General features: G+C 73.4%; 14 protein-coding genes and 1 pseudogene. 11 read left to right on the forward strand and 4 right to left on the reverse strand.

Annotation, left to right across the window (positions count from 1 at the left end):
- The first annotated feature begins 104 nt into the window (after positions 1-104).
- The 5 genes from ABD317_RS08490 to ABD317_RS08510 all read left to right on the forward strand — a co-directional run bounded on the left by ABD317_RS08490 (position 105) and on the right by ABD317_RS08510 (position 5,525).
- Positions 105-809 (forward strand): response regulator, encoded by a 705-nt coding sequence (locus ABD317_RS08490; protein ID WP_344289176.1) that lies wholly within the window; start codon positions 105-107, stop codon positions 807-809.
- 101 nt (positions 810-910) lie between these two features.
- Positions 911-1,603, forward strand: coding sequence for a FadR/GntR family transcriptional regulator (locus tag ABD317_RS08495; RefSeq protein ID WP_344289205.1), 693 nt, complete (start codon positions 911-913; stop codon positions 1,601-1,603).
- A 173-nt stretch (positions 1,604-1,776) separates the two neighbouring features.
- Positions 1,777-3,687, forward strand: a complete 1,911-nt coding sequence (locus tag ABD317_RS08500; protein ID WP_344289177.1) for an exo-alpha-sialidase — start codon at positions 1,777-1,779, stop codon at positions 3,685-3,687.
- 129 nt (positions 3,688-3,816) lie between these two features.
- Entirely contained in the window at positions 3,817-4,563 is a 747-nt protein-coding gene (gene recO / locus ABD317_RS08505) for a DNA repair protein RecO (protein ID WP_344289178.1), read from the forward strand.
- A 116-nt stretch (positions 4,564-4,679) separates the two neighbouring features.
- Entirely contained in the window at positions 4,680-5,525 is an 846-nt protein-coding gene (locus tag ABD317_RS08510) for an isoprenyl transferase (protein WP_344289179.1), read from the forward strand.
- Positions 5,526-5,626: 101 nt separating this feature from the next.
- Here the strand turns inward: ABD317_RS08510 and ABD317_RS08515 are convergent, their stop codons facing one another.
- A complete protein-coding gene (locus tag ABD317_RS08515; RefSeq protein ID WP_344289180.1) occupies positions 5,627-6,754 on the reverse strand; it encodes a M4 family metallopeptidase in 1,128 nt (375 codons plus the stop codon).
- A gap of 277 nt (positions 6,755-7,031) precedes the next feature.
- Between ABD317_RS08515 and leuA the strand changes: the two genes are divergently transcribed.
- Together leuA and ABD317_RS08525 are read left to right on the forward strand one after the other, a co-directional pair.
- On the forward strand, positions 7,032-8,798 hold the full coding sequence (gene leuA / locus ABD317_RS08520) for a 2-isopropylmalate synthase (RefSeq protein WP_344289181.1): 1,767 nt from the start codon (positions 7,032-7,034) through the stop codon (positions 8,796-8,798).
- Positions 8,799-8,967: 169 nt separating this feature from the next.
- The gene (locus ABD317_RS08525; RefSeq protein ID WP_027753328.1) at positions 8,968-9,663 is read left to right on the forward strand and encodes a TerB family tellurite resistance protein; all 696 of its coding nucleotides are present in this window, start codon (positions 8,968-8,970) and stop codon (positions 9,661-9,663) included.
- Positions 9,664-9,811: 148 nt separating this feature from the next.
- Here ABD317_RS08525 and era read toward each other — a convergent pair whose 3' ends face one another.
- Entirely contained in the window at positions 9,812-10,741 is a 930-nt protein-coding gene (era, locus tag ABD317_RS08530; protein ID WP_344289182.1) for a GTPase Era, read from the reverse strand.
- 105 nt (positions 10,742-10,846) lie between these two features.
- Positions 10,847-11,857 carry an aldo/keto reductase gene (locus ABD317_RS08535; protein ID WP_344289183.1) on the reverse strand — a complete coding sequence of 337 codons (1,011 nt, stop codon included), beginning with the start codon at positions 11,855-11,857 and terminating at the stop codon, positions 10,847-10,849.
- 62 nt (positions 11,858-11,919) lie between these two features.
- On the opposite strand from ABD317_RS08535, the pseudogene ABD317_RS08540 reads away from it, so the two are divergent.
- The 4 genes and pseudogenes from ABD317_RS08540 (at position 11,920) to ABD317_RS08555 (ending at position 15,893) form a co-directional block, all read left to right on the forward strand.
- Positions 11,920-12,803: pseudogene (locus ABD317_RS08540) on the forward strand (LysR family transcriptional regulator).
- Between the two features lie 237 nt (positions 12,804-13,040).
- Complete coding sequence (locus tag ABD317_RS08545; protein ID WP_344289186.1) at positions 13,041-14,078, forward strand: PhoH family protein; 1,038 nt, start codon at positions 13,041-13,043, stop codon at positions 14,076-14,078.
- 4 nt (positions 14,079-14,082) lie between these two features.
- Positions 14,083-14,580, forward strand: coding sequence for an rRNA maturation RNase YbeY (gene ybeY, locus ABD317_RS08550; protein WP_344289187.1), 498 nt, complete (start codon positions 14,083-14,085; stop codon positions 14,578-14,580).
- A complete protein-coding gene (locus ABD317_RS08555; protein ID WP_027753334.1) occupies positions 14,577-15,893 on the forward strand; it encodes a CNNM domain-containing protein in 1,317 nt (438 codons plus the stop codon). Before ybeY ends, ABD317_RS08555 begins: the two co-directional genes overlap by 4 nt.
- A gap of 105 nt (positions 15,894-15,998) precedes the next feature.
- Here ABD317_RS08555 and ABD317_RS08560 read toward each other — a convergent pair whose 3' ends face one another.
- Entirely contained in the window at positions 15,999-17,453 is a 1,455-nt protein-coding gene (locus tag ABD317_RS08560) for an MFS transporter (RefSeq protein WP_344289188.1), read from the reverse strand.
- Positions 17,454-17,466: the final 13 nt, after the last annotated feature.

The raw sequence follows: 17,466 nt of genomic DNA on the forward strand, positions 1-17,466 counted from the left end.
GTGGGGGTCGAGACCGTCGAAGCCGCCCCCGCCGAGGCCCCCGACGGCCCCGGCCCCGGCCGCGCCGGGCCGCGTACCGCCTTCACCGACAGGAGCCGCACCGCATGACCGCGCAGCCCATCCGCGTCCTGCTCGCCGACGACCAGACCCTCGTGCGCAAGGCGTTCGCCATGCTCGTGGACTCCGCCCCCGACATGGAGGTCGTCGGCGAGGCCGGCAACGGCCGCGAGGCCGTGGCGCTGACCCGCAGCGAACGCGTCGACCTGGTGGTGATGGACCTGCGGATGCCGGAGCTGGACGGCATCGAGGCCACCCAGCTGATCGCCGCCGACGAGGACCTGGCGGGCGTGCGGGTGCTCGTGCTCACCACCTACGACACCGACGAGCACATCATGGCCGCGCTGCGCGCCGGCGCCTCCGGCTTCCTGGTCAAGGACACCCAGCCGGCCGCGCTGCTGGAGGCCATCCGCACCGTCGCCGCCGGCGACGCGCTGCTCTCGCCGGGCCCCACGGCCCGGCTCATCGAGCGCCTGGTGCGGCTGCCGGAGGCGCCGCAGCCGTCCGCGACGCAGCACGGCGGGGCGGCGCTGGGCGCGCTGTCGGAACGCGAGCGGCAGGTGCTGATGCTCGTGGCCCGCGGGCTGAACAACACCGAGATCGCCGAGGCGCTGGCGCTGTCGCCGCTGACGGCCAAGACCCATGTGAGCCGGATCATGGGCAAGGTGGGGGCGCGTGACCGGGCGCAGCTGGTCGTCATCGGCTACGAATCCGGGCTGATCACTCCCGGATCTTCCGCATCTTCCGGATGAACCTCACGTATCACACGTAGGATGTCCCTCCTTGTGCGTACGATACCGCCATGCCCCAGGAGCTGAAGCACCCCCAGCCGCGTTCGGACCGCAGGAAGCGCATGGGCGGCCAGATCCAGCGCGAGATCATGCAGCTGATCCTCGACCGGGGACTGCGCCCCGGCGCGGTGCTGCCCACCGAGACCGAGCTGATGGACGACCTGGGGGTGAGCCGCAACTCCGTACGCGAGGCGCTCAAGGCGCTGCAGGCCCTCGACATCGTCGAGATCCGCCACGGGTACGGCACGTACGTCGGCGAGGCGTCGCTCACGCCGCTCGCCGACGGGCTGACGTTCCGCACCCTGGTGCAGCTCGGCGGCGACGACGCCCACGCCCTCACCGAGATCCTCCAGGTCCGCGAAATACTCGAAGAGGGCCTGGTCAGCCGGGTGGTGAAGAGCATCCCGGAGGAAGACCTGGACGAGCTGGACGCCATCGTCGCGCGCATGATGACCCGGGCCGGGCAGGGTGAGGTCTTCCCCGAGGAGGACCGCGAGTTCCACGAGGTGCTCTACCGCTCGATAGGCAACACCCTGGTCCCGCAGCTCCTCGGGGCGTTCTGGAACGTCTTCCACCGCGTGGCCGGCGCCCGCGGCTGGGCCAAGGACCCCTCGCCGACGGGCACCGCCCGCCGGCACAAGGAGATCGTCGCCGCGCTGCGGGCGCGCGACCGCGAGCGCGTACAGGCCGCGATGACCACCCACTTCCGCGGCATCGAGGCGCGCGCCGGGAAGGCGATGCGCGGCGTCGGATGAGCGGCGCAGGCATGTGCGGCGGGGGAACCGCGGGTTGCTCCATACGAACTCTTGACCGTACGAGGGGCCGCCTCTAAGTTACGCCGATGGACATCCCACGTCCTACGTAGGACATGGGCTATCCAACTGTCTGCGTAACCGGACGAATCCCCCGACGAAAGCGAGTCGCACCCATGCAGCCACGCCTCGCGCCACCCGCCCAGGACCGGTCCCGACGAAGAAGCCCCCGCCCCCGGCGCACCGCCGTCCTCGCCGCCTGCGCCGCGGTCCTCGGCACCACACTGACCGCACTCGCCCCGCACGCCGCCGCGCAGCGGTCCCCGCAGGCCGCCCCGGAGTTCCGCGAGGAGGTGCTCTACCAGGGCGGCACCGGCGGCTACTCCTGCTACCGCATCCCCGCCGTCGTCGAAGCCGCCGACGGCACCCTCCTCGCCTTCGCCGAAGGCCGCGTCGACAGCTGCAGCGACAAGGGCGACATCGACATCGTGCTGCGCCGCTCCACCGACGGCGGCGACACCTGGACCGCGTCGCAGGTCGTCCTCTCCGGCGACGGCGACACCCGCGGCAACCCCGCACCCGTCGTCGACCGCGAGAGCGGCCGCATCTCCCTCCTCAGCACCCACAACCCCGGCGCCGACGACACCAGGCGTACCCCCTACCTGCAGCACTCCACCGACAACGGCCGCACCTGGACCCCCGCCCGCTCCATGGCCGCCGAGCTGTCCAGGCCCGAGTGGGACCGCTGGTACGCCACCGGCCCCGGCCACGGACTCCAGCTCGCCACCGGCGAGCACGCCGGCCGCCTGCTCGTCGGCGGCAACCACCAGGGCCTCGACGGCCGCCAGGGCGCCCACCTGGTGTACAGCGACGACGGCGGCCTGAACTGGAAGCTGGGCGCCGACGACACCCGCGGCACCCAGCCGCCCGACGTCAAACCCCAGGAACTCAGCCTGTTCGAGCGCGAGGACGGCTCCGTGTACGCCGCCGCCCGCGACGAACGCGGCACCGACCCCGGCAACCGCGCCGCCGCCGTCAGCAGCGACGGCGGCGTCACCTGGGACGCGCCCTTCGAGATCACCCCCAGCCTCGTCAGCCCCGTCGTGCAGGGCGCCACCCTGCGCCACGGCGACGAGGTCCTCGCCTCGCTGCCCGCGCACCCGGCCGACCGCAAGGTCATGTCCGTACGGGCCTCCCACGACGACGGCCGCACCTGGGAGCCCTGGCAGGAGGGCCGCGTCATCCACTGGGGCCCCACCGCCTACTCCGACATGGTCGAGCTGGCCGAGGACCGCGTCGGCCTCCTCTACGAGGCCGGCACCGCCAGCCCGTACGAGACGATCCGCTGGGCCCGCTTCAACGACGCCTTCCTCGACCAGCCGCAGGAGGACCCGCCGCCGCAGCCGGCTCCCGCCCCGGGCGCGACCACGCCCGACGTCTCGCGCAGCGACAACACCGCCTACGTCCGCGGCAGCTCCGTCCTGCGCCCCGGCAGGTTCGGCAACTCCCTCTACCTCGACAACGCCGACGACCACGTCGACGCCCGCGTCGAGGTCCCGTGGAACGACTCCCTCGACGTCGGTGACGGCGACTTCACCTGGACCGGCTGGTTCAAGTACGGCCGCACCAACGGCGCGCACGCGATCATGTGGGCCTACGGGGTCGGCGGCAACGCCCCGTCCGTCTGGCTGCGCGCCGAACCCGAGCGGGACCGCATCATCGCCCGCATGCAGATGGAGCAGGCCGCGGTGAGCGTCCAGACCACGGGGGCGTACAACGACAACGCCTTCCACTTTGTGACCCTGCAGCGCGCCGGCGGCAAGCTCACCCTCAGCGTCGACGGCACCGCCTTCGCCGCCGACGCCCCGCCCGGCTCGCCCACCGCCGGCAAGGAGTTCGGCATCGGCGGCATCGACATCGGCCAGCGCCTCGACGGCGCCAACCGATTCCACGGCTACCTCGACGACATGCGCGTCTACGACCGCGCCCTCAGCCCCGGCGAGCTGCGGGGCGTCCGCAACGGCAACGCCGACGTGCCCAGGGGGCAGCGGCTCCGGCTGCCGCTCGACACCGTCGACCCGCGGTAACACCGCGGCACCGCTCCGGCGGGGCCGGCCCGGGCGACGGCGCCCGGGCCCGTCCCGCCCCGGGGCCCGTCCGGCTCCGGGCGGGCACCGGCGGGGCGGGAAACCGGCCGCGTAGGCAAGAATGGGCGCATGACCCTGTTCCGCGATGACGGCATCGTGCTGCGCACCCAGAAGCTGGGCGAGGCGGACCGGATCATCTCGCTGCTCACCCGCGGCCACGGCCGCGTCCGCGCCGTGGCGCGCGGCGTACGGCGCACCAAGTCGAAGTTCGGGGCCCGGCTGGAGCCCTTCTGCCACGTCGACGTGCAGTTCTTCGCCCGCGGCAGCGACCTGGTCGGCCGCGGCCTGCCCATGTGCACCCAGACCGAGACCATCGCCCCCTACGGCGCCGCCATCGTCGGCGACTACGCGCGCTACACCGCCGGCACCGCCATGCTGGAGACCGCCGAACGCTTCGCCGACCAGGAAGGCGAGCCCGCGACCCAGCAGTACCTGCTGCTCGTCGGCGCACTGCGCACCCTCGCCGGCGGCGCCCACGCCCCCGAGCTGGTCCTCGACGCCTACCTGCTGCGCTCCCTCGCCGTCAACGGCTACGCCCCCAGCTTCCGCGACTGCGCCCGCTGCGGCCTCGACGGGCCCAACCGGTTCTTCTCCGTCACGGCGGGGGGAGTGCTGTGCGGTGATTGCCGGGTCCCCGGTAGCGTCGTACCGTCGCCCGAGGTGCTCGCGCTGCTCGGCGCACTCCTGACCGGCGACTGGCAGACCGCCGACCGCTGTGGCACGCATCACGTCAGAGAAGGCAGCGGCCTCGTCTCGGCCTATCTGCACTGGCATCTGGAGCGGGGTCTGCGCTCGCTGCGCCACGTCGAGAGGTAGCCGGGGGGACTCGGGCGCCGCGCAGCGGGCAGGAGGCGGGCAAGAGGCGGGCGGCCGGCGGCCGCCCGCGGAGCAGCGGGACGACGGCCACGTCGAGGAACGGGAGAGCACGGCACATGGCACGACGAGGGATGCGCGGCACTTCCCTGACGCGGCGGCGCAGCGCGTACAAGGCGCCCGAGCCGCACCCCTCCGGCGCCCAGGCGCCGAAGCTGCCGGGCGAGCTGGTGCCCGGGCACGTCGCGATCGTCATGGACGGCAACGGCCGCTGGGCCAAGGAGCGCGGCCTGCCGCGCACCGAGGGCCACAAGGTCGGCGAGTCCGTCGTCCTCGACGTCGTCAAGGGCTGCATCGAACTGGGCGTGAAGAACCTCTCCGTGTACGCCTTCTCCACCGAGAACTGGAAACGCTCACCCGACGAGGTGCGCTTCCTGATGAACTTCAACCGCGACGTCATCCACCGCCGCCGCGACGAACTCGACGCCATGGGCGTACGCATCCGCTGGGCCGGGCGCATGCCCAAGCTCTGGAAGAGCGTCGTCCAGGAACTCCAGGTTGCCGAGGAGCAGACCCGCGGCAACGACGCGATGACCCTCTACATGTGCGTCAACTACGGCGGCCGGGCCGAGATCGCCGACGCCGCCGCCGCCATCGCCCACGAGGTCGCCGCCGGCCGGCTCGACCCCAGGAAGGTCAGCGAGCGCACCTTCGCGAAGTACCTCTACCACCCGGACATGCCGGACGTGGACCTGTTCATCCGGCCCTCCGGCGAGCGGCGCACCTCCAACTACCTGATCTGGCAGAGCGTCTACGCCGAGATGGTCTTCCAGGACATCCTGTGGCCCGACTTCGACCGCCGGGACCTGTGGCGGGCCTGCGTGGAGTACGCCTCCCGCGACCGCCGCTTCGGCGGCGCCATCCCCAACGAGGTCCAGCAGGAGGCGCAGGCCCGCACGCCCTGACGCCGGCGGACGCGCGGGCACGCCGGGCGCGCGGATACGACGCGCGCCGGGCGAAGCCCGCGGGCGCTCCGGCCACCGGCGAGGTGACGCGCAGCCCACCCCTACCCCGCCGGCGGCGGGGCACCCTCCGGGGCCGGGGTCTGGCGGGGCACGGTGGCCTCCGCGTCGGTGGGGACGCCGACCTTCGACCACGCCCCGAGCACCGCGGCGCGCTCGTCGCCGTCGCCGTAGCGGGCCTCGGCGGCGGTGACGGTGGCGGCGGCGAACGCGGCGAAGTCGGCGTCGGTGGGGAGGCCGCCGGCGGTCAGCACGTCGTACCAGATGCGGCCGGCGGCCTCCCAGGCGTTGCCGCCGAGGTCGGTGGCCAGCAGGTAGAAGGCGTGGTTGGGGATGCCGGAGTTGATGTGGACGCCGCCGTTGTCGGCGGAGGTGTGGACGTAGTCCGCCATGGTCGCCGGCTGCGGGTCGCGGCCGAGGACGTCGTCGTCGTAGGCCGTGCCGGGGGCCTTCATCGAGCGCAGCGCGGTGCCGGAGACGCCGGGGGCGAGCAGGTCGGCGCCGATGAGCCAGTCGGCGTCGGTGGCGGCTTGGCCCTGGACGTACTGCTTGACGAGGGAGCCGAAGACGTCGGAGACCGACTCGTTGAGCGCGCCGGACTGGCCGAAGTACTCCAGGTTCGCGGTGTACTGGGTGACGCCGTGGGTCAGTTCGTGGCCGATGACGTCGAGGGAGCGGGTGAAGTCGAGGAACACTTCGCCGTCGCCGTCGCCGAAGACCATCTGCTCGCCGTCCCAGAAGGCGTTGCCGTAGTCCTCGCCGTAGTGGACGGTGGCGTTCAGCGGCAGTCCGGCGCCGTCGACGGAGTCGCGCGCGAAGCCGCTGAGGAACAGGTCGAAGGTGGCGCCGAGGCCGTCGTAGGCGCGGTTGACCGTGGCGTCCTCGACGGGTTCCGCGCCCTCGCCGCGGACCTCGGTGCCGGGCAGGTCCTGGGTTCCGCGGGCGTCGTAGACCGTGCGCTCGGGCGTCGCGTCCTCCGGCGCCGTGCGCGCGGCCGGCGGGGCGGCGGCGCGGACGGTGGTGATGCGGCGGCGGGTGCGCTGCAGGGCGTCGCGCTCCAGGGTGCGGCGCGCGCGGTCGGCCAGGTCCGGGTCGGCGCCGCGGGCCAGCTTGTCGAGGATGTGCGGCGGCACGATGGTGCAGAAGACCGGGGTGCGTGAGGTGGCGTCCATGGCTCGCAATGTGGCACTAAGTAATAGTGTTGTCACTCCTCGCAGCGGATGTTAGCGATTTCGGGTGGCGGGGCTCTGCGCGGGGTCTCGCATCGTGATACTGATCGGCCGTCGTCGGCGCGCTCGGCTACATTGGTCGGCATCGTGCGTTACGGGCTGCTTCTTCTTAGCCGCCGCGGCGAGGGTCTGCAGTCGTAGACCGACCCCCTCCCCGCGGAGTCTGGTGCTGCCACCCGTCGGTCGACGAACCAGCTCGCGCGAAGGAGCCCACGTCACCATGGACCACCCCGGTAACACCGTCGGCCGCGGTACCCCCGTCACCGCCGCCACCGTCCGGCAGCAGCCCTCCGGCATGCCGGTGCACCGCTACCGCCCGTACGAGGCCGTCGACATCCCCGACCGCACCTGGCCGGGCAACCGCATCACCCGCGCCCCGCGGTGGCTGTCGACCGACCTGCGCGACGGCAACCAGGCCCTGATCGACCCCATGTCGCCGACGCGCAAACGCGCCATGTTCGACCTGCTGGTACGCATGGGCTACAAGGAGATCGAGGTCGGCTTCCCCTCCTCCGGGCAGACCGACTTCGACTTCGTACGCTCCATCATCGAGGACGGCGCCATCCCCGAGGACGTGACGATCTCCGTCCTGACCCAGGCGCGCGAGGAGCTGATCGAACGCACCGTGGCGTCGCTGCACGGCGCCCACCGCGCGACCGTCCACCTGTACAACGCGACCGCGCCCGTCTGGCGCGAGGTCGTCTTCCGCGGCTCGCGCGACGCGGTCAAGCAGATCGCCGTCGACGGCACCCGGCTGGTCGTGGAGTACGCCGAGAAGCTGCTCGACGACCGCACCGTCTTCGGCTACCAGTACAGCCCGGAGATCTTCACCGACACCGAGCTGGACTTCGCGCTGGAGGTCTGCGAGGGCGTCATGGACGTCTGGCAGCCCGAGGACGGCCGCGAGATCATCCTCAACCTGCCGGCCACCGTGGAGCGCTCCACGCCGTCCACGCACGCCGACCGCTTCGAGTGGATGTCGCGGAACCTGTCCCGCCGCGCACACGTCTGCCTGTCCGTCCACCCGCACAACGACCGCGGCACCGCCGTCGCCGCCGCCGAGCTGGCGCTCATGGCGGGCGCCGACCGCATCGAGGGCTGCCTGTTCGGGCAGGGCGAGCGGACCGGCAACGTCGACCTGGTCACCCTGGGCATGAACCTGTTCTCGCAGGGCGTCGACCCGATGATCGACTTCTCGGAGATCGACGAGATCCGGCGCACCTACGAGTACTGCAACCAGATGGGCGTCCACCCCCGCCACCCCTACGTCGGCGACCTCGTCTACACCGCCTTCTCCGGCTCCCACCAGGACGCCATCAAGAAGGGCTTCGAGGCGATGGAGGCGAAGGCGCGGCAGGCCGGAAAGCCCGTCGCGGAGATGGCGTGGGCGGTGCCGTACCTGCCCATCGACCCCAAGGACGTGGGCCGCTCCTACGAGGCGGTCATCCGCGTCAACTCGCAGTCCGGCAAGGGCGGCGTGGCGTACGTGCTGCAGCACGACCACCACCTCGACCTGCCGCGGCGCATGCAGGTGGAGTTCTCCCAGATCATCCAGGTCAAGACCGACGCCGAGGGCGGCGAGGTCACCCCGGCGCAGATCTGGGACACCTTCCGCGACGAGTACCTGCCCAACCCCGGCAACCCCTGGGGGCGCATCCAGCTGCGGGGCGGGCAGACGACCACCGACCGCGACGGCGTCGACACCCTCACCGTGCGGGCCGACGTCGACGGCGCCGAGACCACCCTGGTCGGCACCGGCAACGGCCCGATCTCCGCGTTCTTCCACGCCCTGCAGGGCATCGGCATCGACGCCCGGCTCCTGGACTACCAGGAGCACACGATGAGCGAGGGCGCCAGCGCGCAGGCGGCCTCGTACATCGAGGTGGCCGTCGACGGCAAGGTGCTGTGGGGCATCGGCATCGACGCGAACACCACGCGCGCGTCGCTGAAGGCGGTCGTCTCCGCCGTCAACCGCGCCGCCCGCTGACGGCCGCCGCGAGCACCGCCGGGAGCACCGCCGCGCCCCGCGCCCACCGCCGACCGCGGCCGGGGGGCGCGGGGCGCGGCTCGTTCGCACCGGTTGACGTGTACGAGGGCTGACGATGTCGGCCGGTGTGGTTAGCATCACGTCAGCGCGGCAGCGTTGCCGAAGCGTGATGGAGGTCGACGTGACGCATTTCCTCCGCCGGTTCGCCGGCGTGCGGACGTCCTGGCACACCGAGTCCGACGGTGAGTTCTTCTGCCCCGGCTGCGGCGGCGACCGCAACTACCGCCGGCTCAGCGGCAGACGGTGGTTCACCGTCCTCGGCCTACCCGTGCTGCCGCGCGGCGACGCCGGCCCCGTCGTCGAATGCGCCGACTGCGGCGGGCACTTCGCCCCCGCCGCCCTCGCCGAACCCACCTCCACCCGCTTCGCGCTGCTGCTGCGCGACGCCACGCACGCCGTGGCGCTCGCCGTGCTCCACGCCGGCGGCACCTCCTCCCCCGCCGTCCGCGGCGCCGCCGTCGCCGCGGTCCGCACCGCGGGGTACGGCGACTGCACGGAGGAGCAGCTGCTGACGCTGCTGGCCGCCATCGAGGCCGACTCCGGGCGGATGCCCGACCTGTGCGCGGAAAGCCCCGCGGAGCGGCGGAACTTCGAGGCGGAGCTGCACGAGACGCTGGCCCCGCTGACGCCGCACCTGGTGCCCGCGGGGCGGGAGTCGATCCTGCTGGGCGGCGCGCGCATCGCGCTGGCGGACGGGGCGTACACGCCGCCGGAGTGGGAGACGCTGGTGGTGGTCGGGGACGCGCTGCAGCTGCCCGGGGCGGACGTGGAGCGGCTGCTGACGTCGGCGCGCACGCCGTCCTGAGCGGCGGTACGCGCCGACCGCGGCCGGCGCGCACCACACGGCCGCGTACCGTACGGCCGCGCGCGTGCGGCCCGGCCCGGCGCGTACGCCGGCCGCCCGGCTCGTACGGCTCGTGCACGGGACCGGCGCGCCTCCGCGCGCCCCCCGCTCAGAAGCCCAGCCGGCGCAGCTTCTTCGGGTCCCGCTGCCAGTCCTTGGCGACCTTCACATGGATGTCGAGGTACACGGGCGTGCCCAGCAGCGCCTCGATGTGCCCGCGGGCCTGCGTGCCGATCTCCTTCAGCCGCCGGCCCTTCGGCCCGATCACGATCCCCTTCTGGCTGTCGCGCTCGATGAACAGGTTGGCGTGGATGTCCAGCAGCGGCCGGTCCGCCGGGCGGTCCTCGCGCGGCTCCATCTCCTCCACCACCACCGCGATCGAGTGCGGCAGCTCGTCCCGCACCCCCTCCAGGGCCGCCTCCCGGATCAGCTCGGCGACCATCACCTGCTCCGGCTCGTCGGTCAGCTCGCCGTCCGGGTACAGCTCCGGGCCCTCCGGCAGCAGCGGCACCAGCAGGTCGGCGAGCAGGCCGACCTGCTTGTCCTCGACCGCCGAGACCGGCACCAGCTCGGCCCACTCGAAGCCCAGGTCCTTGGCCATCCGGTCCACGGCCACCAGCTGCGCCGCGACCGTGTCGGGGTCGGCCAGGTCCGTCTTGGTGACGACGGCGACCTTCGGGGTACGCCGCAGCGCGGCCAGCTCGCCGGCGATGAACCGGTCGCCCGGCCCGACCTTCTCGTCCGCCGGCACACAGAAGCCGATCACGTCGACCTCGGCCCAGGTGCCGCGCACCGCGTCGTTGAGCCGCCGGCCGAGGAGCGTGCGCGGCTTGTGGTAGCCGGGGGTGTCGACGAGCACCAGCTGCGCGTCGGGGCGGTGGACGATGCCGCGCACGGTGTGCCGGGTCGTCTGCGGGCGGCTGGAGGTGATGGCCACCTTCTGGCCGACCAGCGCGTTGGTCAGGGTCGACTTGCCGGCGTTGGGCCGGCCGACGAAGCAGGCGAAGCCGGAGCGGTGCCCGGAGTCAGAGGCGGTCATGAAGAGCATTCTCCCCGACCGCCCGGCCCGCGCCGCCCGCACGCCCATGCCGCCCGCGCCGCCCGCACCCGGCCGGGGCCGCCGGCACCCGCCCGGCGCCGGGTCCTACCCGTCCAGCAGCCGCGCCCCGCCCTCCGGGGCCAGCCCGGCGAGGATCCCGCCGATCCGCGCCAGGGTGTCGGCGTGCAGCTCGACGCGCGCCGCCGCCACGTTCTCCTCGATGTGCGCCGGCGTCCGGCTGCCCGGAATCGGCACGACGTGGTCGTCCTGGTGCAGCAGCCAGGCCAGCGCCAGCTGCCCCGGGGTGAGCCCCACGTCGGCGGCGACCGCGCGCAGCGGCGCGAAGCGGTCGTGGTTGGCCCTGAGGTTCGCCGCGTCGAAGGCGCCGATGTTGCGGCGGAAGTCGCCGTCCGCCACGTCCGTCACGGAGCCGGTGAGGAAGCCCGTGCCCAGCGGCCCCCAGGCCACCACGCCCACGCCCAGCTCCCGCGCGGCGGCGTGCAGGTCCGGGTCGACCGGCGTCCACATCGACCACTGCGCCTGCACCGCCGCGACCGGGTGCACGGAGTGCGCGCGGCGCAGCTGCTCCGCGGTGACGTTGGACAGGCCCAGGTGGCGGACCTTGCCCTCGGCGACCAGCTCCGCCATCGCGCCCGTCGTGTCCTCGATCGGCACCGCCGGGTCGGGGAAGTGCGCGTAGTACAGGTCGATGCGGTCGGTCCGCAGGTTGCGCAGCGAACTCTCGGCGTAGCCGCGCACGTACCGCGGCTCGGCGTTGACGACGAGGTTGCCGAAGGCGTAGCCGACCGGATGCGCCCGGCCCTCGGCGCCCTCGGGCAGGCTCAGCCCGAACTTCGTCGCCACCACCGCCTCGTCGCGCCGGCCGGCCAGGGCCCGGCCGAGGAGGCGCTCGTTGTGGCCGTCGGGGCCGTAGGCGTCGGAGCTGTCGACATGGGTGGCGCCGGCGTCGAGCGCCGCGCGGACCGCCGCGACGCCGCGCTCGTCGTCGGTCTCGCCGTACACGCCGGGCGAGAGCACCATCGCGCCGTAGCCGATCGCCGGGGTTTCGAGGGAGCCGAGAGTGCGGACGGGAAGGGTGTTCGAAGCTGTCGTCATGCCCGCCAGCCTCCGCGGAATCCCGTGGCGGCGTCCAAGACCTACAGCTATAACCGATAGCTATGGACGTCCATGTACGCGATCTCCGCTATTTCGCGGCGGTCGCGGAGGAGCTGAGCTTCACCCGCGCCGCCGAGCGCCTCTACGTCTCGCAGCCCGCCCTGTCCAAGCAGGTCAGGGCGCTGGAGCGGCAGCTCGGCTACCCGCTCTTCGAGCGCCGGGCCCGCAGCGTGGCGCTCACCCCGCAGGGCGCCGCGCTGCTCCCGGCGGTGCGCGAGCTGATCGCGGGCTGGACGGAGGCGGTACGGGCCGCGCGGACGGCCGGGCCCGCGGAGTCGCTGGCGGTGGGCATGCAGACGGCGGTGGGGCGGGACCTGCAGCGCGAGGTGCTGGGCCGGTTCCGCGAGCGCGGCTGGCTGATCTCGCTGCGGCTGGTGAACTGGGAGGACCCCACCGCGGGGCTCGCCGGCGGGGGCGTCGACGCGGCGTTCTGCTGGCTGCCGGTGCCGGGCGTGGGCGCGGAGCTGACCGCGAAGGTGCTCGTACGGGAGGACCGGTGGGTGGCGCTGCCGGCGGGGCACCGCTTCGCGGGGCGGGCCGAGGTGGACTTCGCGGAGCTGCTCGACGAGCCGTTCGTGGCGCTGCCGCGGTCGGCGGGGCCGCTGCGGGAGTTCTGGCTCGGCACGGCGGAGCGGGGCGGGCGGGAGCCGGTGGTGGGGCTGGAGGCCTCGTCGCCGGAGGAGGTGTTCGAGGCGGTGGGCGCCGGGCTGGGCGTGGTGCTGCTGGCGGAGGCAACGCGCGGCTGTACCCGCGGCCGGACGTCGTGTCGGTGCCGGTGCGGGGGCTGGCGCCGTGCGAGCTGGCGCTGGTGTGGCGGGCGGACGACGGGCGGCGGGCGGTCGCGGAGTTCGCGGCGGCGTTCCGGGAGGCGCCCCCGGCGGCGTAGCCGCGCGGTCACCGGGTCCTGCCCTGGTACCGCGGTGGCCCCTGAGCAGGCCCCCACACGTCTGGCGTACCGTCCTCGAAACTCACTGGCCACAGCCGCACCCCGCCCCGTTACGATGGCGTCAGGGCCTGCGCGTGGAGCAGGCGCCGGGGCGCCGGGCGCGGTTCCGTCCGGCGGGCCCTTCTCCCGTTACGCGAGCCGAGAAGTGGGATGAGATTCAGGCCCGAGGGCCGGCCCATGACACAGACACCCGTAAGCCGCAGCCCCGAAGAGGGACAAGCCCGCGCCCACATCACCGTCCCGGCGAAGCACCCCATGGTGACCGTGCTGGGCTCCGGAGACTCCCTCCTGCGGGTCATCGAGAAGGCGTTCCCCGGCACCGACATCCACGTGCGGGGAAACGAGGTCAGCGCCGTCGGCGCCCCCGAGGAAGTGGCCCTCGTCCAGCGGCTCTTCGACGAGATGCTGCTCGTCCTGCGCACCGGAGCCCCCATGACGGAGGACGCGGTGGAGCGCACGATCGCCATGCTCAAGTCCGACCGCGACGACGAGGCCGGCGGCCACCACGCACCCTCCGAGGTCCTGACGCAGAACATCCTGTCCAACCGCGGCAAGACGATCCGCCCGAAGACGCTCAACCAGAAGCGCTACGTCGACGCCATCGACAAGCACACCATCGTCTTCGGCATCGGCCCCGCCGGCACCGGCAAGACCTACCTCGCCATGGCCAAGGCGGTCCAGGCCCTGCAGTCCAAGCAGGTCAACCGCATCATCCTGACCCGCCCCGCGGTCGAGGCCGGCGAGCGGCTCGGCTTCCTGCCCGGCACGCTGTACGAGAAGATCGACCCGTACCTGCGCCCGCTGTACGACGCGCTGCACGACATGCTGGACCCGGACTCGATCCCCCGCCTGATGGCCGCGGGCACGATCGAGGTCGCCCCCCTGGCGTACATGCGCGGCCGCAGCCTGAACGACGCGTTCATCATCCTCGACGAGGCGCAGAACACGAACCCCGAGCAGATGAAGATGTTCCTCACCCGGCTCGGGTTCAACTCCAAGATCGTCGTGACCGGTGACATCACCCAGGTCGACCTGCCCGGCGGGACGCGCAGCGGGCTGCGCCAGGTGCAGGGCATCCTGGGCGACGTGCAGGACGTGCACTTCTCCACGCTCACCAGCCACGACGTCGTCCGGCACAAGCTGGTGAGCCGCATCGTCGAGGCGTACGACAAGTACGACGTCACCACCGGCGACGACAGGAACGGCAAGGCGTAGACCCGTGTCCGTCGAGGTCAACAACGAATCCGGGGCCGAGGCCGACGAGGAGGCCGTGCTCGACGTCGCCCGGTACGCGCTGGCGCGGATGCGCGTCCACCCGCTGTCCGAGCTGTCGGTGATCCTCGTCGACCCGGCCGCGATGGAGCAGCTGCACGTGCAGTGGATGGACGAGCCGGGGCCGACGGACGTGATGTCGTTCCCCATGGACGAGCTGCGTCCGCCCGCCAAGGACGACGAGGAGCCCGTGCAGGGGCTCCTCGGCGACGTCGTCCTGTGCCCCGACGTCGCCCGGCGGCAGGGCGCCGCGGCGCCGACCCGGCACTCCATGGACGAGGAGCTGCAGCTGCTCACCGTGCACGGGGTGCTGCACCTCCTCGGGTACGAGCACGAGGACGCCGCGGAGAAGGCCGAGATGTTCGGCCTGCAGAAGGCGATCGTCGACGGCTGGCGCGCCGAGCGCGGCGCGACCGGGCCGTCACCCGCGCCGACAGAGCGATGACCGCCCGGCTGATCGCCGCGGCGGTCGTGCTCGTGGGGATCGGCTGGCTGGCGTCGTGCGCGGAGACCGCGCTGGCGCGTACGACGCGGATCGCCGCCGAGGACTCGGTGCGGGCCGGGCGGCGCGGTTCGGCGAAGCTGCTGGCGGTGACGTCCGACCCGGTGCGCTATCTGAACGTGGCGCTGCTGGTGCGGGTGGGCTGCGAGATGGCGGCGGGCGCGCTCGTCACGTACGGCTGCCTGCGCTATTTCGACCGTACCTGGGAGGCGTTGACGGTCGCGATCGCCGCGATGGTCTTCGTCTCGTACGTGGCGATCGGGGTCTCGCCGCGCACCATCGGGCGGCAGCACGCGGCGGTGACGGCCACGGCCGCCGCGTACGTGCTGCTGCCGCTGGCGCGGGTGATGGGGCCGGTGCCGCGGCTGCTGATCCTGCTCGGCAACGCGCTGACCCCCGGCCGGGGATTCCGCCAGGGCCCGTTCGCCTCGGAGGCGGAGCTGCGCGCGATGGTGGACCTGGCGGAGAAGGAGTCGCTGATCGAGGACGACGAGCGGCGCATGGTCCACTCCGTCTTCGAACTCGGCGAGACGCTGGTGCGCGAGGTGATGGTGCCGCGGACGGACGTGGTGACCATCGAGCGGTACAAGACGATCCGGCAGGCGCTGACGCTCGCGCTGCGCTCCGGCTTCTCGCGGATCCCGGTGACGGGCGAGAGCGAGGACGACGTCGTCGGCGTGGTGTATCTGAAGGATCTGGCGCGGAAGGTGCACATCAGCCGGGAGGCCGAGGCGGAGCTGGTGTCGACGGCGATGCGGCCGGCGGCGTTCGTGCCGGACACCAAGAGGGCCGCTGACATGCTGCGGGAGATGCAGCGGCAGCGGATCCACGTGTCGGTCGTCATCGACGAGTACGGCTCGACGGCGGGCATCGTGACGATCGAGGACATCCTGGAGGAGATCGTCGGCGAGATCACCGACGAGTACGACCGGGAGCTGCCGCCGGCGGCGGAGCTGGGCGGCGGGCGCTACCGGGTCACGGCCCGGCTGGACATCGGCGACCTGGGCGAGCTGTACGACCTGGAGCTGGACGACGAGGACGTGGAGACCGTCGGCGGGCTGCTGGCGAAGCAGCTGGGGCGGGTGCCGATCGCGGGGGCGACGGCGGAGGTCGACGTGACGCACGACGGGTCGGACCCGGGGCTGCGGGCGCTGCGGCTGACGGCGGAGTCGCCGGCGGGGCGGCGGAACAGGATCGTGACGGTGCTGGTGGAGCCGGTGCGGGTGGTGGCGGAGGAGGACGGGGAAGGGGCGTAGCGGCGGGGCCGTTCCGTACGGTGCGGGCGTCCTCCCGCGCCCGTACGGCGTCGCGTGGGGGCGCGGGCCCGGCGCGTTCCGCCCGCCGGGCCCGCGCCCCCCCCGCTACGCCGCCGCGCGGGCGGCTCCGCGGCGCAGGCCCGCCGCGGTCAGCAACGCCACCGCGACCAGCACCGCGGCGTCGGCCGCCAGGCCCAGCCGCACGCCGTCGAGCAGCCCGCTCCGGCTCGCCGCCAGGGCGCTGAGCAGCGGGATGCCGACGGTCATGCCGAGCTGCTGGGCGCTGGTGACGACGCCGGTGGCGAGCCCCTGCCGCTCGTTGGGCACCCCCGAGGTCACCGTCAGCCCGTACGCGACGATCGCCCAGAGGTGGAAGAACGCGGCGACCGCGCCGAAGACGGTCACCAGCCACACGCCGGCCGACGAGCCGCCGACGAGCACCAGCGGCGCGGTGGTGACGCCCTGCGCCAGCAGCCCCGCCTGCAGCGTGCGGTGCGGGCCCCAGCGGGCCACCAGCCGCGGGGCGACGCTGCCGCCGACGGCGGCGGCCAGGCCCATGACGCCGAAGACCAGCCCGGTGTCGAGGGCGCTGATGCCGCGGATCTCCTGCAGGTAGAGCGTGCAGAGGAAGACGACGGAACTCATCATCGAGAACGTGGCCAGCCCGCCGAGCGCGCCCCACGCCACCGTCGGGCGGCGCAGCAGCGGCAGCGACACCAGCGGCTCGGCGGTCCTGGCCTCGACGGCGACGAACGCGGCGAGCAGCACGGCGCCGGCGGCGAGGGTGAGGGGCACGTCGGGCCGGCCGAAGCCGTGCTCGGCGGCGGTGGACAGGGCGTAGATCAGCGCGAGGAGGCCGCCGGTGACGGCGACGGCGCCGGGGACGTCGAGCCGGGGGCGGCGGTCGGGGCGGCTCTCGGCGAGCGCGCCGGGCGCCACGGCCAGCACGGCGAGGGCGGCGATCGCGAGCAGCGCCATCGTGGAGCGCCAGCCGAACGCCTCGGTGAGCACGCCGCCGAGGAGCATGCCCGCGGTGAAGCCGAGCGCCATGATGCTGCCCATGATGCTCAGCGCCCGGGAGCGCCGCGGGCCCTCGGGGAAGCCGGTGGTGAGCAGGGCCATGCCGGTGGGGACGAGGGCGGCAGCGCCGAGGCCCTGGAGGGCGCGGCCGGCGAGGAAGGAGGCGGAGTTCCAGGCGAACGTGGCGAGGACGGAGGCCGCGGCGAAGGTGACGAGGCCGGTGAGGAAGAGCCGGCGGCGGCCGTAGAGGTCGCCGGCGCGGCCGAAGAGCAGCAGGAAGCCGCCGGAGGGCAGGGCGAAGGCGGTGACGGCCCACTGCAGGCTGGCCTGGCCGAGGCCGAGGTCGGCGCCGAGTTCGGGGAGGGCGACGTTGAGGATGGAGAAGTCGAGCGCGACCATGAACTGGGACGCGCAGAGGACGAGGAGCACCAGCCGGGCCCGCCCGCTGAAGCTGACGGGGGCGTCGGGGGGAGCGGCGGCGGCCGGGGTCGGGGCGGCCGTCTTCTCGCCGACGGCCGGGGTCGTGGTCTCGGATCGCATGGGAACAGAGTCC

The sequence above is a fragment of the Streptomyces synnematoformans genome (genome assembly GCF_039531005.1).
GTDB lineage: Bacteria > Actinomycetota > Actinomycetes > Streptomycetales > Streptomycetaceae > Streptomyces > Streptomyces synnematoformans.